The sequence below is a fragment of the Wolbachia endosymbiont of Folsomia candida genome (assembly GCF_001931755.2).
Taxonomy (GTDB): Bacteria; Pseudomonadota; Alphaproteobacteria; order Rickettsiales; family Anaplasmataceae; genus Wolbachia.
In genome coordinates this window covers 1,406,736-1,433,218 of record NZ_CP015510.2, presented here as the reverse complement: position 1 = coordinate 1,433,218, position 26,483 = coordinate 1,406,736, and the positions used below count along the sequence as shown (strand labels likewise).

At 34.1% G+C, this 26,483-nt stretch carries 24 protein-coding genes, 1 other RNA gene and 1 pseudogene; 11 read left to right on the top strand and 15 right to left on the bottom strand.

All coding sequences use genetic code 11. The features are described from left to right. Positions 1–17: 17 nt before the first annotated feature. Entirely contained in the window at positions 18–1,799 is a 1,782-nt protein-coding gene (locus ASM33_RS06635; protein WP_110409854.1) for a hypothetical protein, read from the top strand. A gap of 19 nt (positions 1,800–1,818) precedes the next feature. Here the strand turns inward: ASM33_RS06635 and ASM33_RS06630 are convergent, their stop codons facing one another. After that, positions 1,819–3,144: a malic enzyme-like NAD(P)-binding protein gene (locus tag ASM33_RS06630; RefSeq protein ID WP_110409855.1), complete on the bottom strand. Its 1,326-nt coding sequence runs from the start codon at positions 3,142–3,144 to the stop codon at positions 1,819–1,821. A 142-nt stretch (positions 3,145–3,286) separates the two neighbouring features. Between ASM33_RS06630 and pgsA the strand changes: the two genes are divergently transcribed. Beyond that, entirely contained in the window at positions 3,287–3,829 is a 543-nt protein-coding gene (pgsA, locus tag ASM33_RS06625) for a CDP-diacylglycerol--glycerol-3-phosphate 3-phosphatidyltransferase (RefSeq protein WP_110409856.1), read from the top strand. Positions 3,830–3,935: 106 nt separating this feature from the next. On the opposite strand, the gene ASM33_RS06620 is transcribed toward pgsA, so the two are convergent. Beyond that, entirely contained in the window at positions 3,936–4,895 is a 960-nt protein-coding gene (locus ASM33_RS06620; RefSeq protein WP_110409857.1) for an IS5 family transposase, read from the bottom strand. A 302-nt stretch (positions 4,896–5,197) separates the two neighbouring features. Between ASM33_RS06620 and ASM33_RS06615 the strand changes: the two genes are divergently transcribed. The 3 genes from ASM33_RS06615 to ASM33_RS06605 all read left to right on the top strand — a co-directional run bounded on the left by ASM33_RS06615 (position 5,198) and on the right by ASM33_RS06605 (position 7,860). Beyond that, positions 5,198–6,157 (top strand): hypothetical protein, encoded by a 960-nt coding sequence (locus ASM33_RS06615; protein ID WP_110409858.1) that lies wholly within the window; start codon positions 5,198–5,200, stop codon positions 6,155–6,157. A gap of 77 nt (positions 6,158–6,234) precedes the next feature. Further along, positions 6,235–6,939, top strand: a complete 705-nt coding sequence (locus tag ASM33_RS06610; RefSeq protein ID WP_110409859.1) for an outer membrane protein assembly factor BamD — start codon at positions 6,235–6,237, stop codon at positions 6,937–6,939. Positions 6,940–7,071: 132 nt separating this feature from the next. Further along, positions 7,072–7,860, top strand: coding sequence for a succinate dehydrogenase iron-sulfur subunit (locus tag ASM33_RS06605; protein ID WP_110409860.1), 789 nt, complete (start codon positions 7,072–7,074; stop codon positions 7,858–7,860). A gap of 3 nt (positions 7,861–7,863) precedes the next feature. Here the strand turns inward: ASM33_RS06605 and ASM33_RS06600 are convergent, their stop codons facing one another. The 6 genes from ASM33_RS06600 to ASM33_RS06575 all read right to left on the bottom strand — a co-directional run bounded on the left by ASM33_RS06600 (position 7,864) and on the right by ASM33_RS06575 (position 12,850). After that, entirely contained in the window at positions 7,864–9,000 is a 1,137-nt protein-coding gene (locus tag ASM33_RS06600; RefSeq protein WP_110409861.1) for a hypothetical protein, read from the bottom strand. A 56-nt stretch (positions 9,001–9,056) separates the two neighbouring features. After that, positions 9,057–9,836: a GNAT family N-acetyltransferase gene (locus ASM33_RS06595; protein WP_110409862.1), complete on the bottom strand. Its 780-nt coding sequence runs from the start codon at positions 9,834–9,836 to the stop codon at positions 9,057–9,059. Further along, complete coding sequence (locus ASM33_RS06590) at positions 9,826–10,311, bottom strand: phosphatidylglycerophosphatase A family protein (RefSeq protein WP_110409863.1); 486 nt, start codon at positions 10,309–10,311, stop codon at positions 9,826–9,828. Before ASM33_RS06590 ends, ASM33_RS06595 begins: the two co-directional genes overlap by 11 nt. A gap of 80 nt (positions 10,312–10,391) precedes the next feature. After that, positions 10,392–11,303, bottom strand: a complete 912-nt coding sequence (locus tag ASM33_RS06585) for a tetratricopeptide repeat protein (RefSeq protein WP_157956388.1) — start codon at positions 11,301–11,303, stop codon at positions 10,392–10,394. Positions 11,304–11,359: 56 nt separating this feature from the next. Beyond that, positions 11,360–11,800 (bottom strand): SWIM zinc finger family protein, encoded by a 441-nt coding sequence (locus tag ASM33_RS06580; protein ID WP_110409865.1) that lies wholly within the window; start codon positions 11,798–11,800, stop codon positions 11,360–11,362. Between the two features lie 66 nt (positions 11,801–11,866). Next, positions 11,867–12,850, bottom strand: a complete 984-nt coding sequence (locus ASM33_RS06575) for an NAD(P)H-dependent glycerol-3-phosphate dehydrogenase (RefSeq protein WP_112477233.1) — start codon at positions 12,848–12,850, stop codon at positions 11,867–11,869. A 349-nt stretch (positions 12,851–13,199) separates the two neighbouring features. Here ASM33_RS06575 and ASM33_RS06570 point away from each other — a divergent pair, with 349 nt between their 5' ends. Beyond that, the gene (locus ASM33_RS06570; protein ID WP_110409866.1) at positions 13,200–13,970 is read left to right on the top strand and encodes a response regulator transcription factor; all 771 of its coding nucleotides are present in this window, start codon (positions 13,200–13,202) and stop codon (positions 13,968–13,970) included. 41 nt (positions 13,971–14,011) lie between these two features. Here the strand turns inward: ASM33_RS06570 and rnpB are convergent. Then, positions 14,012–14,359, bottom strand: an RNA gene (gene rnpB, locus ASM33_RS06565) — RNase P RNA component class A. A 191-nt stretch (positions 14,360–14,550) separates the two neighbouring features. Between rnpB and ASM33_RS06560 the strand changes: the two genes are divergently transcribed. Together ASM33_RS06560 and pth are read left to right on the top strand one after the other, a co-directional pair. Next, the gene (locus ASM33_RS06560) at positions 14,551–15,162 is read left to right on the top strand and encodes a 50S ribosomal protein L25/general stress protein Ctc (protein WP_110409867.1); all 612 of its coding nucleotides are present in this window, start codon (positions 14,551–14,553) and stop codon (positions 15,160–15,162) included. Further along, positions 15,162–15,737 carry an aminoacyl-tRNA hydrolase gene (pth, locus tag ASM33_RS06555; RefSeq protein WP_110409868.1) on the top strand — a complete coding sequence of 192 codons (576 nt, stop codon included), beginning with the start codon at positions 15,162–15,164 and terminating at the stop codon, positions 15,735–15,737. The genes ASM33_RS06560 and pth overlap by 1 nt, the downstream gene beginning before the upstream one ends. Before the next feature lie 343 nt (positions 15,738–16,080). Here the strand turns inward: pth and ASM33_RS06550 are convergent, their stop codons facing one another. The 4 genes from ASM33_RS06550 to pyrD form a co-directional block, all read right to left on the bottom strand. Then, positions 16,081–16,596: a WBM0748 family T4SS-associated protein gene (locus ASM33_RS06550; protein WP_110409869.1), complete on the bottom strand. Its 516-nt coding sequence runs from the start codon at positions 16,594–16,596 to the stop codon at positions 16,081–16,083. A gap of 258 nt (positions 16,597–16,854) precedes the next feature. After that, positions 16,855–17,754 carry a hypothetical protein gene (locus ASM33_RS06545; RefSeq protein WP_110409870.1) on the bottom strand — a complete coding sequence of 300 codons (900 nt, stop codon included), beginning with the start codon at positions 17,752–17,754 and terminating at the stop codon, positions 16,855–16,857. A gap of 138 nt (positions 17,755–17,892) precedes the next feature. Next, the gene (locus ASM33_RS06540) at positions 17,893–19,293 is read right to left on the bottom strand and encodes an NAD(P)H-dependent flavin oxidoreductase (protein ID WP_110410564.1); all 1,401 of its coding nucleotides are present in this window, start codon (positions 19,291–19,293) and stop codon (positions 17,893–17,895) included. Between the two features lie 112 nt (positions 19,294–19,405). Further along, on the bottom strand, positions 19,406–20,563 hold the full coding sequence (gene pyrD, locus ASM33_RS06535) for a dihydroorotate dehydrogenase (quinone) (protein WP_110409871.1): 1,158 nt from the start codon (positions 20,561–20,563) through the stop codon (positions 19,406–19,408). A gap of 185 nt (positions 20,564–20,748) precedes the next feature. Here pyrD and ASM33_RS06530 point away from each other — a divergent pair, with 185 nt between their 5' ends. Then, on the top strand, positions 20,749–21,240 hold the full coding sequence (locus tag ASM33_RS06530; protein WP_110409872.1) for a hypothetical protein: 492 nt from the start codon (positions 20,749–20,751) through the stop codon (positions 21,238–21,240). A 70-nt stretch (positions 21,241–21,310) separates the two neighbouring features. Further along, positions 21,311–21,412 (top strand): annotated as a pseudogene (locus ASM33_RS06525) (IS5/IS1182 family transposase); the annotation flags it as partial. On the opposite strand, the gene ASM33_RS08485 reads toward ASM33_RS06525, so the two are convergent. Next, positions 21,370–21,564 (bottom strand): hypothetical protein, encoded by a 195-nt coding sequence (locus ASM33_RS08485; protein ID WP_162297594.1) that lies wholly within the window; start codon positions 21,562–21,564, stop codon positions 21,370–21,372. The pseudogene ASM33_RS06525 and the gene ASM33_RS08485 overlap by 43 nt on opposite strands. A 124-nt stretch (positions 21,565–21,688) precedes the next feature. Between ASM33_RS08485 and sdhA the strand changes: the two genes are divergently transcribed. After that, on the top strand, positions 21,689–23,494 hold the full coding sequence (gene sdhA / locus ASM33_RS06520; protein WP_110409873.1) for a succinate dehydrogenase flavoprotein subunit: 1,806 nt from the start codon (positions 21,689–21,691) through the stop codon (positions 23,492–23,494). 17 nt (positions 23,495–23,511) lie between these two features. Here sdhA and ASM33_RS06515 read toward each other — a convergent pair whose 3' ends face one another. After that, positions 23,512–26,094 (bottom strand): ankyrin repeat domain-containing protein, encoded by a 2,583-nt coding sequence (locus ASM33_RS06515; RefSeq protein ID WP_110409874.1) that lies wholly within the window; start codon positions 26,092–26,094, stop codon positions 23,512–23,514. Between the last annotated feature and the right edge of the window lie 389 nt (positions 26,095–26,483).

Genomic DNA, 26,483 nt, shown 5'->3' with positions numbered 1-26,483 from the left:
TTAATTATATCAAGAATATGTTCGATAATTATACAGCAAGTATGTTTACTCATTCTAATGGTCAAGAAAAATTATCATCTTCAGAAGAGGAAGGGTTACAGGAAGGAAGAGTGCAATTTGCAGAGAGCAATCAATTATCAGGAGATAATTCTGAGTATGATTGGTATAACTGGATCGATCATTTAATATCCCTAGAGCCTAACAAGGCTATAGAAAAATTAGAAGCAGATATTAGTGAATTAGAAGAAGAGCTTATACAACTTAAAGATGAATGGTGGCTAAAAAGTGATATAGAAATAGACCTCAAGCTTATAAAATGTCTTGCTCAGCATTTTCATAATCCTGAAAAAATTATAAAAGAATTAAAACATTATACTGAGAATAAACCTAAAAATTCAGTCAATAGGATAAACGGTCATATTATATTGGTCAAATATTTTGCTGAAAAGACGCAAATAGAAATAACTCAAGAAATTGACGATTTTATAGAAGGCATTGAAATTAAATACAAAAAGAAATCAAGAACTAAAAGCTCACGAAAGACAAATCCTGAATCTCCTTATGCCGCTTTAGATGAAAAGACAGCTAAACAAAATACCAAAGAGGAGTATAGTGACAAACTAGAAGCATTAAGGAATTTAATTATTTATGCAAAAAATAACTTTGATAATGATACCTATATAAAACTGCTTATTGGAATTAATAATTGTATTGTAGGCAGTTATTTGTATTCCATTAATCAGGAAACGCTTGATCATGTAAAGGACTTGAGAGCTTGCGTGGAGGCATTGCTAAGGATTAATCATGGGAATTTTGAACAAATATTGTGCGATATTAAAGACCTTATGGAACCGGTATTAAAGCAATCAAATACTGTGAAGTTACCACAAGATCAAACTGAAACAGAACCTGCAACGGAAGAAGCCCAAAACCCTCTTGTAAGTACACCTGGAGAATGTTTACAAAATGGTGCTAAAATTACAGCAGAAAAGGTTGATTCTCATCTGAATCCGACTGCTAATCAAGTAGTTTCTCGTGGAATACATATAATGTATACTGACCCCTGGTATTATAATATTGATATGGCATTTATAAAACGTAAAAATATTAATGTAAAAATTGAAGAAGATGATGAATACGCTATAATAAAATTTTTAGATAACATACAAGATGATAAGGAAAGGTTAAACTTAGCACTAAGTGCTTTGTTTGATAGAAAGGATGACATGGATCACGAGCTGCAGTCACGCATTACCAGTAGATTTGACTTATATGATGGAACACAAAAATCTACTACAACAACAGCCACAGAATATTACGAACAACCACAACCTAAGGCACCAATACCTAATCCTGCTGTTCCTTTATGTGATAATCGTGGTCAAACACAGAATGAAAGTGAACAGCCTAAACAAATAGCACAATCTGTAGATAATACTCCTAAAAAAAGTATACCACCGTCAAATCCACAAACAACCCATCACAGACCTCAAAGCAAGTCAAACGTCTATGATAATAAAAGCTTTAGTAAAGAGATTATGGGTGTTGTTGGTGCAATTGTTGGCACGATTATCGGAGCAACTATTGCATATTTTGCAGGAGCTGCTACTTTGCCTATTATTGCCGCTATTGCAGTATTTTCTACCGTTGCTGGTGCATTAATAGGCTACGGCATTGCAGAGATTTGTGAAAAAGTAAGTAGAGAGAAGCAAAATGACCCTAAAATGGATACATTGACTGCCTTGAGAGAAGTGCATACTACTGAATTATTGACTGACAGTGTCGATGTAGCAATCTAGATGTACAGTATCACGCACTTCAGCCATGTAGTGAAGCTAGTAAATTCAGTACATCAAGAACACGAGAAAGGCGAGATTTTAACTGATTTTCATATTCATTCCAATCTTGTATTGTTTTTTTTGCAACACCAGAGTCAACTGCAGCTTTTGCGACAGAAGGAGATACTATAGAAATTAATCTGGGGTCAAATGGAGTCGGTATTATATACTCACGGCCATAACTCATTTTACGACCACCATAGGCTGCAGATATCTCATCTGGCACTGGCTCACGTGCAAGTTTCGCTATTGCGTTTGCAGCTGCAATTTTCATTTCAGCATTGATTGTTGTTGCGCGTACATCAAGCGCTCCTCTAAATATATATGGAAATCCCATTACATTATTAACTTGATTATTATAATCTGATCTACCAGTTGCTACTATTGCATCAGGTCGCACAGACTTGGCAAACTCAGGTCTTACCTCTGGATCAGGGTTAGCAAGGGCAAAAATAATTGGGTCCTTACTCATGCTTTTTAACATCTCTTCATTTAATACATCTTTTGCAGATAACCCAATAAATACATCAGCACCTTTTATTGTATCAAGCAAAGAGCGTTCAGAAGTATCAACTACATATTTTTCTTTCCATTCATTCATGTCCTCTTTTCTGCCTGTATAGATTACTCCTTGCTTGTCACAAAGCACTATATTTTTAGCACCCATAGATTTGAGTATTTCAAGGCAAGCTATGCCAGCTGCGCCAGCACCGTTCATAATAATTTTAACATCTTCTATTTTTTTATTTATTATATCAAGGGCATTTATCATACCAGCTGCAACTACTACTGCAGTTCCATGCTGATCATCATGGAAGACTGGAATATCCATCAATTCATTTAGACGTTTCTCTATTATAAAACAATCTGGAGATTTTATATCTTCAAGATTTATTCCTCCCCAACTTGGCCCAAGGTATCTTACAGCATTTATGAAATCTTCTATATTTTCTGTATCTACCTCTATATCAATAGCGTCAATATCAGCAAAACGCTTAAATAAAACAGCTTTACCTTCCATTACAGGCTTTGAAGCAAGAGGGCCAATATTACCAAGCCCAAGCACTGCAGTGCCATTTGAAATGACTACAACACAGTTGCTTTTTGCCGTATAATCATAAACTGCTTCAGGATTTTTAGCTATTTCAAGGCATGGAGCTGCAACTCCAGGAGAGTAAGCAAGTGACAGATCATACTGTGTAGATAAAGGCTTTGTTGGGAGCACAGAAATCTTACCAGGCTTATTGCCTCTATTGTGGTATTTAAGTGCCTCTTGTTTCGTAGTGCTGTCTAAATCATCACTCATTATTACGTCCTTATATTTAAGCTCGTGGCCAATAATTTTTTAAGTATATGGAATTTTTAGAAATGTTCAATTGCAAACTATTAGCTTGTGGATTGCGCTATGCTCCTGTATAAATCTAACATACTCGGTAAAATTATATTGAATGCTTAAGAAAAACTTACCTAACTTGCTTACAATCTCACGTGTACTTGCGATACCAGCAATAATATTAAGTTTTTATATAGAAAATAAATATGCGAATTTAATAACAATATCAATCTTTATATTTGCATGCATTACAGACTTTTTTGATGGCTATTTAGCACGTGTATGGAAAGTGCAATCAAAGTTCGGTAGACTATTTGACCCGATTGCTGATAAATTAGTAGTAGTCTCAACAATAATTATGTTGGTTTACAAACAAAAAATAAATGATTTTACAATATTACCGTCAATTATCATTGTTTGTAGGGAGATATTGGTCTCAGGTTTACGGGAATTCCTTATAGCTACAAATGTTAGCTTGCCTGTTAGCAAAGCTGGGAAAATAAAAACATTTCTACAAATGGCTGCTGTAGTAGCATTAATAATTGATAATTACGAAGTAGCTCAACATATAGGTGAGATGTGTCTGTGGATTGCAGCAGTTATCACTATGTGGTCCGGTTATAACTATGTTGTGGCTGGCATAAAACAAATCGATTGAATTTCTTACAAAGCTCTCTGTTATCCAAGTAGACCGCCTTTTGTCATCCCAGTGTCACGCAGGCTTTGTTGCATAGCTAGTCGGTAGCAGGTAGTATATGATAAGTTCATGAGGCTACCTGAAATGTAGCCATACCTATATCGGTAAATTTATTCAGCAAATAGCACTTGAGTAGCAGTTCCTTCTCACGATTAACCTCAGATTTATTCTTAAAACTAAACCCAAATATTTGCTTTAATCGCGAAAAGAATGCTTCTATGTAGGATCTTTTTCCGTACCCTACCTCCTTTTTCCACTGCTTTATTCTCTCTATTGTATATCCATCAAACGATCTTATTAACCTAACTGCAGTATTTCTTTGGGCCATATAATCCAAATTCTGATGCTCTACTGCATTATTTTGTGGTGGTATTTTCGTTTTTATTTTAAGTTTGTAGCATTGCTGATAAATCATGGCTCTGTCATATGCACCGTCTGCATATAACGTTTCTATTTTACCATAATCATTTTTTATCAGCTTACTAGCTGCCCAGTGGTCAGGATAATATAGTTCAGTGTATTTTAAATCCATAACTTTTTTGCTGCTTATATCTAACATTACATGCATTTTTCTTGCTTGTTCTCTCCCTCTGTATTGTCTCACTTCATTATTTTTTTTGTTATGGCCAGCAGTAGTGTTATAGATGCCAATACCAGTGCTATCTATAGCAATTTCAATATTTTCCATATTATTTTTATCAACCCTGTTGTCATTAATCTTAATATTCAGTTTTTTAAATCTTCTTGAGGCCTGTGAATAGCTGATGACTTGTAGGCTTTTTCCTATTTGTTCGAGGTATCCTGCTATAAATCCCACTGTTTGTCTCAAGCCAATTCTGAAAAGATAGGTTATTATGTGAACTAAAATCACAACTTTATCGCTGTAAATGTTGTTTCCACCTGCTACTTTTGGTCTACTTTCGTGCCAGTTTTCAATGGCGTCGTTGATATAATGAAAAATATTTCCCCTTTCTTGAAGAAATTTGTTATATTCACTTTGGTTACTGACTTTCATTTTGACTGGCATCTTTTTCCTTTGTCGGTTAAATGCCTGTTTTATAATGAATTTAGTCAGTAACTTCCAGCTTTTTTCTCCATAGCTATGCAACAAAGCCTGTCACGCACTGGGATGACAAGAAAAAAGCACGCGAATGACAACATGTCACGTTACTTGCATGGCACAGGAGAGGGCTGTCGGTTTTTCACTTAAATAAAGGTTATGTAATAGATTTATTGAATTTCTTAAGAAAGAGTTAACATCTTCATGAAATTGACTAAATAGTTACAATCCTGTATAATATATATAGTTTATAAGTTAATTGGGTTTGTATGACTAGTATCACAAATAGCTTTAAAGATTGGTTTTCTTCTAAAAGTGAAATGGAAGATTTTTTTCGAGATTTTTGGCCAGCAGTTGATAAAGAAGTCAAAAAAGAAGAGCTAGAGGAAGAATTATTAACGCTAAAAAAAAGAGAGCTATATAGACAATATGCATCACTTGCCACAATGGTACCATTTGCAGCATTTATGGCTGTTGAGCTCACATCAATGTATAGTGAATGGGTTTTGCTCAGCACAATAGGCTGTGCATTAAGCTATGCTATACTTCCTTTTATGGCTTTGTCTATTATGTGTATTCTATATTTAATTTATAATAATAGAAAAATAGCACAAAAAGAACAAGAACTGAGAGACCTTGAAAATGGAAAAATAGCAGAAGAAGCGGGGAAAGACGTTCCTTATAACATTGGTGACTACATGAATTGCGCCGATGCTGTTTTAACTATATTGGTTATTGTAGCCAGCATAGTAAGCGAGACATTAGAAGAAAGCATGATAGGAGATGCAGCCTTTTTAACTTCTAATCTATTTAACTTTATAACAAGTGCTGCTTTTTGTTACAGCGAATACCAGAAAAGTAAAGAATATGAGGCAGAAAAAGGAGAGGGAGAAGGAAAACATATTGATAGTGATGAAAAGTCTGAAAAAACTACTAATAATATGCCTGCAGCTCAGTTAATGTTAGCTGGTTCTTCTATAATGTTAATAAAAAGGATAATGTTAATGGCATTAGCATCATCCTTAAATCCTGCTTTTGGCCTAGCTTTAGGTTTTATAGGCACAGCGCTTTTGATTGTAGGACACGCACTAATCATACATTCATACAGTAAAGAGTTAACTGATGTGAAAGTCAGTGGAAAAGGTACTTCATTGGGCTTAGGTAGCGTTAGTAGTAATACACGAGGTGGATACACTCCAACAGAAGTAGGAGGAATAGGTGCTATTTGAGGATAACTACAAGAATTTCAGAAATTTATTTCTTTAGATAATATTTAGGCCTATACTTTATTTTTATTTTAAGATCTATGTATAAGACGACAATTGTATATTTGATTCTCTTATTTTCCTTATTCACGCAATCGTATGCGGATGTTGGTACCTATGTTGAAAAAACTGAAGCTGAATTATATGAGGAAGCGGTTGAGCTTTTTGACCAAAAAAAATACAAACAAGCTATCAGAGCTTTTCAAGCAATTGAGGATTTATATCCTTTGTCTGATTGGGCAATGAAAGCAAAGTTGTTATCTGGTGTTGCCAGCTATAATTTGGGTGACTATGGCAGTGCTGCAAGTAGTATAGATGATTATATATATATCTACTCAAATGGTGAGAATTTGCCATACGCGTACTATTTAAGGGTATTATCTTATTACATGCAAATTAATAAGGTACAACTTGGACAGCAAACTGCATACAAAACTTTAGAACTTGCTACAGAGTATATTAATCTTTTTTCTGCCAGTGAGTATATAGATGAGATAAAGGAAAAAGCAAAACTGGTTACAGAACATATATCAGAGAAAGAATACGCTATCGGCAAATTCTACCTAAAACGTGGTGAATACTTGGCAGCTATTAAGCGTCTTCAGAATATAGAAAGCTATAAAAATTCTAGCTATTTACCTAGGTCTATTAACTATTTAGTAAAAGCATATTCAGCTCTCGGTCTTGATTCAGAGGCTAAGCAATATGAAAGTATGTTGGCAGAAAACTCAAAACCTACTGCTTAAATTGAAGAAGATTTGTGCTGCGATGGTAATAAAATTTTAAAGGGTATCTAATAAAAATATAGTGGATATTGACAAAATATGTTATTTACAAGTTAAAAGGATTTTAGCGATAGATAACAAAAGGTAAGTAACATGGTGCAGCTTTCTCTACCCAAGAATTCTCAAATTAATAAAAAGGGTAAAGTTTATCCTATTCCTGTTGGAGCAAAAAACATCAGACGATTCCAAATTTATCGCTGGTCTGCCGATGATGAGAAGAATCCTAGAGTAGACACATTTTTTATTGATATGGATAATTGTGGCCCTATGGCGCTTGATGTATTAATAAAAATCAAAGACGAGATAGATTCAACTTTAACGTTTAGACGCTCTTGTAGAGAAGGAATATGCGGGTCTTGTGCAATGAATATTGATGGAACCAATACACTTGCATGTACTAAATCAATACACGACATAAAAGGCGACGTAAAAATATATCCATTACCTCATATGTATGTGATAAAGGACTTGGTCTCAGATTTAAGTCAATTTTACGAACAATATAAGTCAATTAAACCTTGGTTACAAACTAATGAACATGCTGTTTCAAATAAGGAACATACCCAATCTACTGAGGATAGAAAAAAATTAGATGGTCTTTCTGATTGTATATTATGTGCTTGCTGTTCCACTGGTTGCCCAAGCTATTGGTGGAATAGTGATAAGTTTTTAGGGCCGGCAATATTACTCCAAGCTTACAGATGGATTGTGGATAGTCGTGATGACAAAACAGATGAACGCCTTGATGATTTAAATGATTCATTTAAGTTATATCGTTGTCATACAATTATGAACTGCACGAAAACCTGTCCTAAAGGGCTTAACCCTGCAAAAGCAATAGCGAAAATAAAGCAGCTTATGGTAGAAAGAGAAGGAATTTAGCTTTCATCTTTTACATTCTTCATAGGAGAAGAGCAAACCCTCTGAAGCGTAAGGCATTATTAACACTCTAAGCTCTCTCCCATTGGTGAGGTGGATTATATCGTTATGTGATACGAATAATTTTTTAAACAATTCATCCATTTGGTCACTGATAGTTTGAAAATCCTCTTGCTTTAAAAGATTTTTAGACTCGTAAAGATAAAGCATAACTTCATGATAAGTGGGATAAGATGCCAAAAATTTTGGATCAAATTGAAAGATTTTTATGAAAGAGTTATTATAAAACTTTAGCTTTTGATTCTTACTGTATATCGCTACAGCAAATGGTAACTCCTCAAGTAATTTTTTATGCGCAGCTAAATGATTATCTAATTCAGTATGTAATTTTTCTGTATCGCTAACATCTTTTCCATACACCAGCATTTCATCAGAATCTTGTGTTGGGATTTTAATAAAATCAAAAACCCTACGTTCGTTCTTACAGGTTATAACATGCTTTGTTGATTTATCCCCATAAATGCTGTTAGTGACAGCCAATTTTTGAGAAGTGTTTATATATTTATCATAAAACAAGTTATAAAATTTTACCTTCTTATGCTTATTATATTTTAGTATTGGATATGGTAAAGAGTTGAAAATATTTTTATAATTCTCCACTTCTTGAATAAGCTTCTCATTTTCTAACTCGAGTCCGTGAGCTTTTATTCTGTAGTCTGAGATATTTCTTGTCCATAACAGTGCACCAATCACATTATTAGAATCATCTATTATGCTTCTGCCATAACATATACAATAAACCTCACTGTCCTTTGATTTTAGTTCCAGAGTAAAGGATTTATTTATTTCCTTTGCTTCAGTGAAATTTTTAATCAAGCTATCTGACTGCTCAAAAAAATTTGCAAATTCACTAAATGAGTAAAAAACAGTGTTAAGTAAAACCAATAAATTTGGAGAAAATTTTTCTATGCGTTTTTTCGCATCCCAAATATAAAACCCATCATCCACAGTATCAATTAGATTATTAACGATAGTATTTTGATGTTGTAAACTCTTGATTTTATTGTTAATTTTTAATTTTGAATAAGAAAGAAAAAACAATACTAGAGTTAATATTAAAATTACTTCGTACAGAAAAAACATAGCACTTTTTAAACAGATGTAAAAATTTGTAATTGTTCGATAAGGTTGTGTATAAGTTATGCTGAAGAGATATACAAGTAAAGATTGCCTAACATTTGGAACCCTAATCTTTTATAAAGGTTTACAGATGGTTTCATACAATGTGCTACTATATATTTGCATCCAAGCTGCTTAGCCATTTTTATTCTCTCTAAAACCATTTGAGTACCTATTCCTCGATTTCTATGCATTGGTAAAACGCCATCGCTATAAAAACCAGCTACATTATTTTGAACATAAATACCGCATGTTCCAACAACCTCATCGTTTAATGTTACAAGAAAAAACCTTAATCCTGAATTTTCATAATCATAGTTTGATATTCCACGAAAAAATGTGCTAACAATTCCAATATTATGATAAAAAATTTTAGAAGTATATAAATCTAACTGCTCTAAAAGGTCACTGCTATTTATAGGATTTAACTTTAAGTTTGGAATAACGTCAGCAGGTAAAAGATAATTTTTCATATTAAGTAGAGCTTTTTTTGGTGTGCTGACGTGTTTTATTTCATGTTTTTCCAAAATACTATCCATTTTCATATGTGAATTTATTACCCACGTTGCTTCTATGTTTCTCGCTTTCAGATACTCCGAAGTTTTTTGTATGGATAGCTCAGTATATTGATCTTCACAAAACACAAAGTTAAATAATGACTCACGTGTACCATTTATAGTAAATATAGTGTTCTCAAATTTATCGTGTACCTCCCAGTTAGATAAATTTGCTGTGTAAATTATATAATCCTTTAGATTTTGAATGATTAAACTTGAGTAATGGAGTTTCTTATCCTGCATATAATGACAATAAAGAATAAAAGGTCCCTATAAGAACACAGGCTAAAATTGCAGCTATAACATCATCTAGCATAACGCCTAGAGGACCTTTAGTATTTTCATCAATCAAATTTACAGGCCACGTTTTTATTATATCAAAAAATCTAAAAGAAAAAAAGCATAACAGCAATAAAGAAAAATTAATGTCCTGGTTCTTTAATAATAATGAAACTAAAAGTATCGTTAATAATTGTCCAACTACTTCATCAATTACAACCTCTTTTGGATCGTATGAAGTTTGGTAATGTTTTATGTAATTACCTGTAGACCATAACCCAATTAAGAATAAAAAAGAAATAATTGCTGCACCTAAAATTTTATTGCTCAATATTACAGGAACAAGTGGAAAAGAAGCCAAACTACCTATAGTACCTGGCATTTTTTTTACTGTTCCAGATAGCCACCACGTTGATATTAGTTTATATAAAAATTTCATAATGTGCCAAAATAAAAGTTAAATTTTTATTTAATTCTTCAAAATTACGCTTATTCCTCATCTTCCTTTTTATCCGTTATTCACTTATGTATTTCTAGTTCTTTCATTTTTTCTAGTCTTTCTGGAATCAACTTAATGCACCAAGGATCCTTTGACAAATCTTGATAAGCAAGTGCAGCGTATTTTTTCATGTGGGCAAGATGAATTTCAGCCAACTCTTCGTAGACTAATCCGCGTCCAACTACCATCAACTCAACAGGCAGTTCACCTTTTTTAGCGATTGTCTTATATTCTTCAAGAAGAGCAAGCTGCACGCTAAGCGCTTCATCCAGACAATTAAGCGAACGCAAGCTACGCGCAATACCCCACTTTGCTCCACGCACAATAATAACGTCACCTCTGTCTTCTCCAAAATTTTTGGATTGTTTGAAGGCAGAATGCGCCTCACTATATTGCTCAGCTTCAATATAGTTTTGTGCTAGATTGTTATAGATCGCTCCCAACCATGCGTAAGCTCTCTTGTCTTGTGTTTTTTGAGCAAGGTCAATTGCCTTTTTATTCCATACAATTTTTTCGTCAACGTTTTTTTCTACAATAGCAACCATATGAGCAGCATTGATGGTGTGAAAATCAAATTCGTGTTTTCTACTTAGTTCATAGGACATCTTAAATAGCGGTAATGCTTCGTCAATATTGCCGGACTGATGAAATACACGCCCTCGCTCCAGAAGAATCCTCACTTGTGCAAGCTCATACTCTGAAGCGAGACTTGCTTCTGCTTTATCAAGAGTTTTATGAGCTAGATCAAATTTCTTTTGCATCGCTTGGGCAAGCGCAATCTGTGATAAGATTTGCAAATATACTGACTTGTTTTCTAAAGCTTTTGCTTGTAGCAAAAGGGCACTGAGATTTTCTTCAATATTTTCAGGGTTTCCCGTGAACAGATCATCAAAATTTTCTAGTTTTGTATCAGCATTTGACTCAGACATCATTAATCCTATAAAAATAGCTGTTATAATTACATACCATCTTGCTCGAATTTTTTCTATTATAATTCCTCCTGACTCTCCAGTTCATCAATAATAATTTCTGGACAATAATCACTTAAACGAATAACTATTGCAACAAGTTCCTGTTTTGTCTTTTTGAGTAGTAACTTTTCAAAGCGGTCTTGTTCATCAATGCGATCAGAACATTCTGCAGATGAATAATATCCTTGCCTGTTGTACTGAATCAAAGCAAAACCTGTTGCAGCTATATGCTTACACGGACCAAAATTTTCAAATGCTGGGCAAGAACACTCTCCATCAAGGCACTGATCATTATGTTTTAATATTACTTTATATACCCTAGATCCAACAACTTTTGATTTCACATCAAAATCACTAACAGATATGATCCGCACCAGTCCATGATTAAAGTAAAATTCTCCCCTGGAGAAGTAAGGTTCATCAACAAAATTCTCAATATCTCCTCGATTTAATTTCATCTTACACCTCCACACTTCCATTCTTATCCGGCAAAAACCCACCAATTTGTGCATCCCATAATTTAATTAACTTATCAGAACAGAAATAGCATCCTCTATAGGAGCATTTTCATACAATAATTTATAAACTGCTTCACATATCGGCATTTTCACCTTTAGCTTTTTTGCTAAGTAAAATGTGGACTCAGCAGTGCTAAAACCTTCAGTCACTGACTTACCCTCTGATAAAATTTGTTGAATATCACAACCATTATTACTGCTACCTATTTTAAACCCAAAAGATAGATTTCTTGAGTTTAAGGACGTACATGTCATAACTAAATCACCTAAGCACGAAGGTCCGAGCAAAGTATCTATATTCATATTATTGTTATCAACTTTTGCTAAATACAAAGCTTTAACTTCATTCATGCTTTTTGTAATCAGCGCTGCATGAGCATTAAACCCGAGTTTTCTACCCAAAATAATTCCACATGCTATAGCAAAAACATTTTTTAACGCTGCACAAATCTGTACTCCTATAATGTCATTACTAAACTCCAATTTAACGTTTTCTTGTTGCAGTTCCGACATCAGTTTTAAACCTAATGCATTATCCTGGCACGCAAGAACCATTGAATATGGTAATTTTTTTGCAACTTCTATAGCAAAACTAGGGCCTGAAAAAATCGCAATAGGATTGCTCGGCAAAATTTCATTTACTATTTCACTTGGTAACTTTAGTGTAGATTTTTCTATTCCTTTGCAAGCTATAATTAAAGGCGTATCTTCCTTCAATTTGCAATTATATAACTGCTGGCACACTTCCCGAAGAGATTGCGTTGGAACAACAATTATTATTGCTGAAGCATTAACTGCATCTTCAATGCTTGACTTTATTGATACGTTACTAGGAATTTTACAACCAGGCAGCTTATCACTTTCTCTTTTTGAACTGATTGATTCAAATGTAGTGCTACTGCGAGTCCACAAAATTACATTTTTCTTATCACTTAATGAAATTGCAATTGCTGTGCCCCATGCACCAGCACCTAAAATTGATATTGCCACACAATATTCCTAAAAGTATTACTTCTGTTTTAGAATAGTATACGAAAAATATAAGTAAATTAAAAATACAGCATAGGCTTATGAAATAGTTAAATATTTATTAACGCAAGCATCACTTTAATTATAATAGCTTTAGTTCAATATTTACTCAAAGTAGTATTATTATTATGGTATGTTGTTTATTTATCATGTATTTAGATTTATTTATACGATTTAGGAACAGTATGTTAATTATTAATTAATAATGAATAGATGTAATTTCTGTCATTCGTTAATAAAGATTTGATTTATTACTTTCCTTAGTTATATATATTACTAAAATTATAAATTATTTTATGGGGTACGAAATATGCGTATATTATTAATTGAAGATGATCCAATCAGTGCAAAGACTGTTGTTAACGCTTTAACGTCTGATGGACATTTCTGTGATGTTGTGACATCTGCGCAAGATTACAACAATAATATGGTTTCTTCGAATGGGGATTACTACGATCTAGTTATTCTTGATATACACCTACCTGGTGATATTGATGGATATGACATACTGCTCAGACTTAGAAGTGCAAAAATTAAAGTTCCTGTTTTGATACTTTCGTGCATGTCTGCTGTGAATCAAAAAGCTAAAGGACTTGGTTATGGTGCTGATGATTATTTAACTAAACCATTTCATAAAAGTGAGCTACTAGCTCGAATTAAGGCCATAGTTCGTCGTACTAAAGGCCATCCTGAATCAGTGATAAAGATTGGTAATATCAATATCAATTTTGATCATAGGATCGTTGAAGTGCAAGGTAAGACAGTTCACCTCACTAATAAGGAGTATTCTATGATAGAATTGCTTGCGCTCCGTAAGGGCACAGTTCTAACAAAAGAAATGTTTTTAAATCATCTTTATAATGGATTGGATGAACCTTCAGATAACAAAATAGTTGATGTTTTTATGTGTAAATTACGTAAGAAGCTCGAAAGTGCTAATAATGGAAAAAGTCACATAGAAACTGTTTGGGGCAGAGGGTATGTTTTAAAAGAGTACATTGATGATGAAGAATTCTCTAATGCTGATGCAGACGAAAATAGTAGCGGATATCAAGCGGAACAAGTAAAGGACAATGCATGAGTCTTTAAGCGTTTATGGCTTATGTTATACATCTGATTTTTAAATCTAGGTGAAATATAAGCCGAGTTCTGTTTATGTAGCTATTTATCTGGAATAAATGTTACCATTTACTTCATGCGATTTACCCGAGTAGATATGAGGAAAACATAAAGCCTACTCTTATTTAATCTTGCTCCTAGTGCTGGTTACTTGACTACCAATGTTGCCATTGCCATGGTGCGCTCTTACCACACCTTTTCACCCTTACCTAAAAATATTAGGCGGTAATTTTCTGTAGCCCTATAACTGGAGTTACCTCCGGCGGGTATTATCCGTCACTATCTTTCCTTGGAGCCCGGACTTTCCTCTGCTATGTTTATCACATAACAGCAGCCACTTATTTCACCTAGGAAGCACATTCTAGCATGAAAATCATAAAAGAAAAACTTAATTTACTTGCCCGACAAGTATCATATGCATTCCAACTTTGGATTAGCTTTATATAATATAAGAATAGTGCTATAATATTTAATGATTATTCTTTGAAATAGATATTTTTATGTTATATTCTATTAGATTTAGCTAAATTAGGAGTAACCGAATGGCACAACAGGAAATAGTAACTATTAACGCAGAGTTACGTGATGTGACAAGAACAAAAGCAATGCAACCTTTAAGAAAAGAAGGCAGTATTCCTGGAATTATATATGGAAAAGGCCATGATAGTATAAATTTAACATTATCTGCAAAGGAATTTACAAAGCAATATAAATCAGGTTCTCTTTCTGCACATTTGATAGAGTTGAATATTTCAGGCAAAAAAGAGTATGCTCTTGTGCGCGATATTCAATTGCATGTAGTGAAAGATACTGTACAACATGTTGATTTTCAATTTGTTGACAAAGGCAGTGAAATTAAAATAGATATACCTTTATCGTTTGTAAATGAAAATAAAGCTCCAGGAATCAAGCTAGGTGGAGTTCTTAATGTTTTATGCCGCTCTATTACTATTAAATGTTCTCCTGACAAGATACCTCAAGCTATAGAAATTGATTTGTCTGGTAAAACGATTGGCCAATCTATACACATCAATGATGTAAAATTACCAGAAGGTGTAAAGCTTGGAGCTCATGAAGAAGAAAACTTTACAATTGTTACGATTTCTGCTGCTGATAGTGATGTTGAAGAGCCTAAAGAAGAAACAGAGGAATAGTGCATCTAATAGTTGGGCTTGGTAACCCTGGCGGACAATATGAGTTAACTTACCACAATATTGGCTTCATTCTTGTTGATGCAATTTGTAAACATTGGAACTTTCAACCATTTTCTAAAAAAGCTGATTATTTGATAACTTCTGGCATGGTTAATGGTAGTAAAGTTATATTGTTAAAACCTTATTCATTTATGAATAATTCAGGTATCCCTGTTTCAAAAATAAGAAATTTTTACAAAATTTTACTGGGTAATGTTGTCGTTATACACGATGATGCTGATCTTCTACTTGGAAGAATAAAAATAAAGCAGGGCGGCAGCTCTGCTGGGCATAACGGGCTTAAATCAATAGATAGTTTTATTGGTAACGATTATTGGCGCTTAAGGTTTGGAGTAGGGAGACCTGAAGATCAAAGAAGTTTAGCAAACTATGTACTGTCAAAATTTTCAAATTTTGATGACCTTGCTCCTTTAGTGAACAAAATAGCAGAAAATATACACTTAGTACTAAGCGGAGATAATTCTTCTTTTATTAATCAGATTACGCAGCCCCCAATTATAAATTCCAATAATTAAATTTGGTAATATCTGTCACATAACTATTCCTTCGATGATAATTTCTCAGATATAGCTGGAATAAGTAAGATTTACCGATTAATAATATCGTCATCCGGCTTTGTTGCATCGCTCAAAATGCTACACGTTTTTGTCATTCCAGCGCGTGACGCTGGAATCTATTTATATATTTTCAATGTCAACAACGTATTATATGCAACCTTCGCTTGCTAGATCCCAGTGTCACGCACTGGGATGACAGGAGAAGGATACAGGACTGACACCCTTAGTTGATCCTTAATACCAGTCTTATCGCTTTACGGGATATTCGTACAGTTGTGGGAGCTGTATGCATAATACTAACTTAACTCCATGGGAACAACCAACTAGTACTGACAGGATTACTTTCGATTGGCTCTTCAGGTAAAGTGGCGAAGTTATCTTCCGCATTTATATTATTCTCTTTATACTCTGGAGAATCTGTTTTTTCTACAGGGCTATCACAAAAGGTTTTTAAGATCTCTTCAGCAGATGAATCTAAAATTTGAATTATAGACGCTTCACTCTGCTCTCTTAATGATTGATTAAAATTAGAAATCAACTCAAAAAATTCACCACCTTCTTTTGCAGCCACACTTTCTATTTTACTTTTTATGCTGACAATATCACCTTCTTCAATTTCTTTTGTTGTTATATCAAATGATTTTGCAATGCTTATATACTTGATTTGACAATCACCACATTCAATTATACAAAGAGCAATGGAATCAGATAGCTCACTTGCAGCCCAATCATGTATGGCATATGCCAAATAATTGTCGCGGTTTTCAGTAGTAAACTGTTGCTTTATTAGTTCAGAAATTTTATTTTTTATTGACATAAAACGCACCTCCATAAATTACTATACTTTTTTATTAAAAACCAAGTAGTTAAATTATAAATAGCAAATGCACTACACGTTTTATTTTAATAAATTATTAAGGCAAGCAAAGTAAAAATTAGAAAGCAATAAAAAAGCTAAGAAAATACGTTAAATTTCTCAAATATTTACTAGATTTCTTTATGAAGCTTTGTTTATGGTAAGAAATTTTTAGGAGAGTAGAAGGCTAGCACCATAGCTCTACGCATGTTGCAGTTTTTATAACACCTGAGAGGTATCAACTTTACAGTTATCAAATATCTCATCAAGTTGAGCATAGAAATCGCTATTAATCTGCCCATTTGGGGTTGGCATTCCAAGAAGTATGCCACTCTGTGTAGGGTAAGCATTAATGAAGACATACTTATGATCATTTTTATTATATTCCGATAATACAGGAAATGCAGAAAGATCTTCATTACCAGACTCCGGATAATAGTCTTTATCATCAAATTTCAAAAAGCTTCCGTCAATATAATTAAGTACAATGCATTTTTCATCTTTAGGAAAACACACCCCATATTCCATAGGAAACATGCCTAACCTTTGAGCAGATTCATCATTCACGTACAATTCTGCTACATGGAATCCGTCAAAAGATCCTAATTCACCACCCTTTTTAATTACAAATGGTGGATGCTCTTTATCCTGATATAGCCCAAGATCGATTTTATTTAGCTTACTATCAGTGTATGAAATATGCGCAGGATCTATCATTTCATATTTATCATCTATGTTGCCTTTTTCATCGCAGATAGCAAACTTAAATTTGTTATCATTTTCATCCTTCTTAACTCTTATTAATACTGCGCCTTTTTGAGAGGTAAGTGGTATTTGTTCTATATTTTCTACGTAACGATGAACAAAATCATTTGTACAAAATTGGTCCTCATTATAGAAATACCATTTCGTAAAAAAATTGCCTACGATTTTCCCATCAAACTCTATCTGAGCCTCGCATACCGGAGCGCGATACTTAGCTTCTCCTTTCAGACCATCATAAACTACATCTTCATCAGAGAGTTTGTTGTCACCAGAGGTAACTTTTAATTTTATGTACTTACTTAAAGGAGCAGTTTTTATATTTTTTAAATTACTACTGGAATAACAGGAAGTCATTTTGCTTATCTTAAATATTGTAATTATAGCATGTATTTATTAATAAATTGCGACCTAAATTACTTGTTTTATTTACCAGCATTGCAACAGTGAGCTTTTTGAAGCTTATATTAAAGACTAAACGCTAAGTATTTATATTCAATATCCACTTAATATCCTTTCTACTAGCTCTTTTACTGTTGGTATGTAGCCATTCTCATAAAATGGATCTTGCTTGAACTTATACACATTATGCCCGGAAAACATGAGTTCATTTTCAACATCGCCATCATGTACAATATTTTGCAGTGTTTTTTGTATACAAAAACTGCGTGGATCTGGCTTTCTTCCTGTTGAATGATCATCGTGATCTTTCCAATTGCTAAATAAACAATGGCTCAAACATCCCATACAATTTATTTGATCTTGTCTTATTTCTCCAAACTTCTCTGGTGTCACAAAAATAACAGTTGAATCTGGAGTTCTCATTGCTTCTTTGTACCCTGTTTCAGTCCATCTATTTGCCATCTCTTTGTCTTTTGAAGTCAGATAAATTTTTCTACCTCTGCTACCGATTGCAAATTCACTATCAAACTCTTCGCTAACATTCTCTGAAAATTTTATTTGATGTGAATTTCTCTCTTGCAATTCACGTATAAAATTATTCCTCACTGCAGATGAATAAAATCCAGTTGGACTAAATTTATTTAAAAATACGTCTCCTTCCTCCAAAGTTAATAGTTTCTTTTTCCATTCTGCAGAAATTGAGCTTTCCTTTGTTAGAAGTGGACGCGTGCCAAACTGGAAAGCTATTGGCCCAATTTGTGGATTATCAAACCAGTTTTCCCAATCTTTTAAATGCCATACCCCTCCTGCCATAATTATTGGCGTGTCTGAAAGACCAACCTCATTCATAAAAGATCTAAGATCAATGATCCTTTCAAGAGGAGCTTGTGGTAGTTCTGGATCTTCACTATTACTCAGTCCATTATGGCCACCAGCAAGCCATGGGTCCTCATAAACCACTCCACCAAGATAAGAAGATGCTTTTTGATATGCACGCTTCCACAGCGCTTTAAAAGCACGTACTGATGAAATAATTGGGTAATAATAAACCTGATATGTGGCTGCGATTTCTCCAAGCCTATATGGCATACCCGCACCACAGGTAATACCGTGAATCAAACCTTTTGCCCCTGCTAATATGCCATGAAGCACACGTTCTGCAGCCCCCATCTCCCATAGCACATTCATGTGTATTCTTCCACGGCCTTTTGATATTTCATTTGCTAGCCTTGCCTGGCTAATTCCAGCTTCAATGCTATACTCAATCAATTCATTGTGTTTTTCATTTCTTGTTTTGCCTTTGTAAATCAATGGCACTAACTTGCCGTTCTCATTAATCAGCTTAGGATTTGCACCAGAAAATGTACCAACAGCTTCCGCTGCAGCAAATGCACCGCTTGAACTTCCATCACTAATTGCAATACCTTTACCGCCCTCAATAATTGGCCACACTTCCTTTCCTGAAATTATTATTTTTTTTATTTTATTTTCCAACGCTTCCTCATAATCTTTCAACCTATTTTACTCAATTACTAAAAAAATAGTAGCTGTTTATTTTTACAGCGTGTTAAAGCTGTAACGTTCATATAGCTGTGGATTAGATTACTTAAGTAGTATATGCACATCCTACCGCCTCACTGACGTGATTAAATCCATCTCTTCTTAATAATTCAGCAAGCTCCAGGTTAATTTTGTTTACGATTTGAGGTCCAGAGTATATGAGAGCAGTATACAGTTGCACTAAAGATGCTCCTGCTTTTATTTTTTCATATGCGCCTGCACCGTTTGAAATGCCTCCACATCCTATCAGTAATATTTTGCCATTAGTAAGCTTATACATATCTCTTAATAATTCAGTTGAAAGTTTAAACAATGGCTTACCGCTGAGTCCACCAATTTCATTATGATGAGAATGTAAATTATCTCGCCTCACCGTAGTATTGCTTATTATCAATCCGTCAATTTTGTATTCCATAACCAGCTCAGCAATATTTTCTTTCGTATGCTGATCTATATCTGGTGAGATTTTTAATATTATTGGTATGGATTTGACACTAGACTTCTCGCATAACTGTCGTTTTAGTGAAAAATCAGCATCAGGTAGGGTGTCATTCCAGCGCGTGACGCTGGAATCTATATTTTTTTCTGGATCCGAGTAGTCAGCTACTGGGATGACAGATGATTCGCGGGTTAAAGTTATAGCCTTCAACAGTTCCGATAACTCTTGTTTATTATGTAGATTACGCAAATTAGGCGTGTTAGGTGATGAGATATTTAGCACTATATAATTGCTTTTGCCATATACCATCTTGATTAAATCAACATAATCACTGATTTGATCTTTCGATGTGCTATTTTTTCCTATATTGATACCAAAAACGCAGTCATCAAGCTTGAGTTTACTTAGTGCTTTAAGAAAATAGTCTATTCCTTTATTATTAAATCCTAATCTATTGATTATTCCTTGATCTTTGATTAACCGAAAAATTCTTGGTTTTTTATTTCCATATTGTGGGTTTTTAGTTACAGTGCCAGCTTCAGCAAATCCAAAACCAAAAGAGAGCATAGGTCTTATAACTTCTGCATTCTTATCAAAACCTGCAGCCAGACCTATAGGACTTCTCAGTTTATTACCAAAAAAATTCACACTTAAAGACTCTGGTAGCTCTATAGGCTTTTTACGCGGCATCTTTTTTAACGCCATAATTGCCAAAGAGTGAGCAATTTCAGGTGGCAATAAAAACAGTAGGTTACGTAATATCATTTTGCAGAATTATTTTCTTTTATTTACTTTCATACTATTGTTTACCATGAAACACTATTAAAAATCCATTAATATTAGTCTCTTTTCGGTTAAGTAGGCGCACTGAATGTACCCAGTGATTTCTTGACAAATGCTGTAAATATTGATATATTAAATACAAAGCTTAATACGTTAGGAGATTTACGATGAAATATAATAAGACACGTTTGTGTATAGCAGGAACGACCGGTCTCGGTTCAGCAGTTGCTTTAGTATCGGCTGCATCCCTACTTTATATAATTAAATACAAAGAAATAGGAATGGGGATATTATTTGTAGCGCCATTAATGTTGAGCGCAGCAGCTGTAGGGATAAATTTTGCAATATTATCAATGGCTTACCTAATTACAGGATTAACTAAATGTGATAAACAAAAAAGCAATTTATCTATAGGGACAGTAGCTGCTGTTGCATCGTTAGCTAATCTTGGATTAGCAGCGCATTTATGTATTGCTGGAGGTGGACTTGGGTTTCTTGCACCTGTGTTTGGCACCTTAATAGTTGCAGGGATAGCTTTTGCAATATTGTCAGCAGTGCAATTTACCAAAGCATCAAAGCAAGAGAAGAAAGAAGTAGGAAGTAATATGATATCTGTTGCAACTCAAATTCCAGATACACTAGAGCCTCATCTTCAATAGGTTATGTAGCTTAAAGTAAATTTGATTTTTTTACTAAAATCATTGTAAGTTGCAAAAATTCGAGAAAGTCAGCTTTTGTATTGTTGACTGTCAAAGTGTAAAAAACACCGATACTGCTAAAGAAAAAGGCTATGATGCAGGTAAAAAAATATCTGGAATAAAGCTATATGTGTTTCCAGTACTTGCATCTTTAAAACAAGTACTGAAATCAGTAGACTTCTTTCGAAACTCTACTTCTGTGGGAAATTGCGTTGTCGCTTCGGTGCTCAAATCCTCATGTATGTTGAGTACGCTGCGGTTTTCCGCTCCGTGTGCTGCTAGCACTTGCCTCACACAAGCAAGTTTCGAAAGAAGTCTAGTCTACTTTAGCACTGTACAACTAGAAAACTTAATATAGATTTTTTCCTTTGCTGTGATATTATATGCTTGTAATCACAAAGTAAGAAATATGGATAAGTCAGCGTATGAGATAATAGAACATGAGTATGATGTAGTAGTAATTGGTGCAGGTGGAGCGGGTTTGCGTGCTACTCTTGGTATGACTGCTGCTGGATTTTCTGTTGCTTGTGTGTCTAAAATTTTCCCAACTCGTAGTCACACGGTTGCGGCACAAGGCGGAATTAGCGCTGCTCTTGGCAATGTTTGTGAAGATGATTGGCGTTGGCATGCATATGATACAATCAAAGGTTCAGATTGGCTTGGAGACCAAGATGCAATAGAATATATGTGTAAGAATGCTGAGAAAGCTGTTATTGAACTTGAAAATTTTGGAGTACCTTTTTCTCGCACAGAGGATGGTAAAATATATCAACGTCCTTTTGGTGGCATGACAACTCATTTTGGTAAAGGAAAATCAGCTCAACGTACTTGTGCGGCGGCAGATAAAACTGGGCATGCAATTCTCCATACACTATATCAACAATGTTTAAAATTTGGTGCTGAGTTTTTTGTTGAATATATTGCAATCGATTTAATCATGGACGATGAAACTGGTGCATGTTGTGGGGTGATTGCTTGGTCACTCTGTGATGGAACATTGCATAGATTTCGTGCGCATAGAGTGGTATTAGCAACTGGTGGATACGGGCGTGTTTACTTTTCTGCGACAAGTGCACATACATGTACAGGAGATGGTAATGGTATGGTAGTAAGGGCCGGTTTACCACTTGAAGATATGGAATTTGTACAATTTCATCCAACCGGGATATATGGATCTGGGTGTTTAATGACAGAAGGGTGTCGTGGTGAAGGTGGTTATTTAGTGAACTCTGAAGGTGAGAAATTCATGGAGCGCTATGCACCAAAAGCAAAGGATTTGGCATCGCGTGATGTGGTGAGTCGTGCCATAACAATCGAAATTAGAGAGGGTAGGGGGGTTGGACCAAAAAAGGATCACATGTATTTAACTATAGCGCACCTTGATCCAGAGGTAATCAAACTTAGACTGCCTGGAATTAGCGAAACAGCAAAGACTTTTGCTGGAGTTGACGTTACTAAAGATCCAATTCCTGTGATTCCAACTGTTCATTACAATATGGGCGGCATTCCAACCAATTATTATGGAGAAGTAATTACCTTAAAAAAAGGTAAAGAAGAAGTAGTAAAAGGATTATTTGCAATTGGTGAAGCTGCGTGCGTATCTGTGCACGGTGCAAATAGACTCGGTTCTAACTCATTACTTGACTTAGTAGTGTTTGGTAGGGCTGCAGCGTTAAGAGTGAAAGAGCTGCTCAAACCTGGAACACCACATAAAAAGTTGAGCTCAAGCTGTACAGACTGGATAATAGATAGATTTAACAAAATGCGATTTGCTTCTGGAAGCTTCAGAGTATCAAAAATACGGAGCGAAATGCAGAACACTATGCAAAAGTATGCATCGGTATTCCGTGTTGCTGAAGTTTTGGAAGAAGGCAAAAGAGCAATAAAAGAAGTGGCGCAAATGATGCCTGACATTGCAATTGAGGATCGTAGTATGATATGGAATAGTGATTTGGTTGAAGCACTGGAGCTTGATAATATGATTCCACAAGCTGTTATTACCATGGAATGTGCAGCTAATCGAAAAGAAAGTAGAGGCGCACATGCTCGTGAAGATTTTCCTGAACGTGATGATACAAATTGGATGAAGCATACTATTGCATGGCTTGAAGAAAAGAAAGGTCAAATTAATGTAAAAATTGATTATAAAAAGGTGGCTGAAAAAACTCTGACCGATGAGATCGATTTCATAGCTCCAGAGAAAAGAGTTTATTAAATACTTTAGAGTTATGTTTATCTATTGTGTCCAGAACTTCCTTGTATTCCCACGCAACCTAATAGGTGATTAAGACCGCTTTTTGCTCTAACAAATATATTGTCCATCTGAGTGCTTGGTTTTTCAGCACACTCTGGTTGATCGTGTAACTCCTGCGCTGCTTGATTTTCATGCTTATTTTCTATATTTTCATCAAAGTTGTTGTGCTGCATTAAATCTGTATTATCTGTTATGATGTTATCTTGGGGTGTAACTTCTTCTTTTGCAGTAAATTTTTCTTTTATTTTTCCAAATCCTTTGTAGATATTTTCTACATTTAAGCAAATAAGATAACAAATACCAATAGCTGCTATAATAGGTAAGGCAATTTCAATTGCAATACTTCCTTGAGACGCACTGAATATTACTGCAGATATTGAAACAGCAAATACAAGTGTTACCACCACTTTATAAACAACATTATTGAGATACTTCATAATATCGCGTGCTTTAAACTTCTTGCCAAAATTACACTTCAGTTCAGTTCTCATATCATCTGAAATAAGCGATTTACCTATTAATTTTTCTATTCCTTTTATAGTTTTATAATACTCTCTGTTCCATAACCTCTCATGTAATGTGAACTGCTTTTGGTCAACACCATTTTGCAATAATTTTACACAGAATTTGATTGTATTATCGCGGCTTTTAGGACTGATCCATTTATGGTTATCTTTTGTAATCTTAGCAATCAACACAACTTGTAATGGTGTTTGTCCTTTCTGGTTAGTGGCGTTGAAAGCATTATTAAGTTCTTCTTGTTTTACTGAATTTAAAACCAACTCCAAACATGTAACTTTTTGTTCTTCTTTTAGTAAAGCAATATTATGTAGGACATTATTGCCTTTGTTGTCTTGAGCAGTAATGTCAGCGCTACTTTGTATCAATAGTTTTAAAATTTGATATCTACCAGTTTTTTCAAACTGCCTATCCGTACAAGATCGATCTTCATTTTTCTTTTTTATCTGTTCTAACAGTATATAAATAGGTGTCAGCCCATCATTATTTTGAGTATTTAATAATTCTTTATTCTTTTCTAATATAAACCTAGTAAAGTTAAGTCTTAGCCCTTTCTTTAACTTTAAAGCATAATGTAGAACTGTATTTCCCTCTGCATCTTGAGTGGTAATATTACAACCTCTTTGTAAGAGTTTATTGAACTGATTTTTATTTCCATCACGAACTGCTGAATGTAATGGATAACCATCACTATCAATAATTTGTGCAACTTTGATTATTACTTTATTTGTTGTATCTTCGGTTAATTGGGGATTTTTGACTAACTCAGTCAATTTTTTCAAGAAATGACGATGATAGTCCTTTTTTGTTTTAGGCAAATTTTTCAAGCTTTCCTCAGGCAATTCTAACTGATTAGGATTAGCTCCAAGTTCTAGCAATCTTGAAAGAAATTTAAGTGTATTATCACTATCTCTAGGTTTATCGTATTGATGGTTTTCTTTTTCTATTTTAGCAATTAATGCTATCTGTAGAGGAGTTTTTCCATCTTTATTTTGGCAACTAATGAGTTGTGCTAAATTTTCTTGTGGTATTTTCTTACACTTCACTAATTCATCTAAAAATTCACATTTTTGCTTCTTTTTTAGTGAAGCAATAAGATGTAAAATATTATTACCTTCTTCGTCTTGGATGGTGATATCTTCACCACTTTCTAGGTGATCTTTAAACTGCTCTTGATCCCCATTTTTTATTGCTTCTAATAAACAGTTACTGTCATCTTTTATTTCAGTACTTGTTTGTATCTTTACGTTTCCACTGACAGCAGTAGAATTATTTTCATTGTCTTTACTGTCAAGATTATGGTAAGGATTTGTGTCCGGTTGTAGAATCTGTGTGTTTTTTCTTACAAGCAATTGTCCTATCGATTGTCTTATCGAATTTATTTTGTTGCTTATTCCAGCTTTTCCACTTTTATTAAGTGGTTCAAATTTTCTGCCTGTTCTTCTAACATTAAGACCTCTGAATTTTTTCTTAGGTTTTGGAGTTTTTTCTTTGCTTTTCTCTTCTTGTGAAGATTGCTCTGAGTGTGGCTTAGATATTAAAGGTATGGCATCATCTGTTGAGTATTCACTTTCATTAGTTAAGCTATCACTTTCAATATCACTACCATCGCTTCCATATGCACTATCATTACTTTCACTTCTCTTTCGAATAGCGTTGCAGTGTGTTTTTTCACTTTGTAAAGGTGCTTTTTTCTCCTTATTTACTATTTTTAAAGTTATTTTTTCTATTTCTTTATGCAATCTTTCTATAAAGTTATAATAATATTGTCTTTGTGCTATGGGTAACACTTTTAGATCTTTTTCAGGTAGTTCTAGTTTACTTGGATTAGCACCATCTCGTAGTAATGCTATGCACTTTGTAATTGTTCCATCCATTTTAAATGGATTTCGCAACGGGTTATGTTTTTTCTTTGTTACTTTAGCTTTTATTGTATCATGCAGTAATTTATCTTTTATGTCTTGTTCTCGTTTCTCATTTTGAGAGACGCATTTGTGTAACTCACCTGCACGAGCAGTGAGTGTACTTATATCTATAGTCATATTAAAAACCTCAATATTAAAAGCTACTTATCTATACATCTTAATAGTTGCGCATGTCAATATCTTTTTCTATTAAAAATTGAAATTAACAACCAAAAATTGTATTTAGATTCAATTTTTACGTTAGATTAGATATCATACATGTAGTCGAAATACAGATAGAATGGTAGAATATTGGTTTCTATTAGAAAATTTACCGTCACAATTAAACCTCACTTTAACAGTCGTCTAGTATTCTAATCATTTAGTCTTAAAAAATGATAAATATTAAGGCAAAAAAGCTATATGTACTTTCTGGCTATAATTGCGTTTATGTAACTATCAGATCATCATGCGGTTTGCAGAAGAACATTTATCTGATAAATTAACCATTAGTAGAACTGTATATT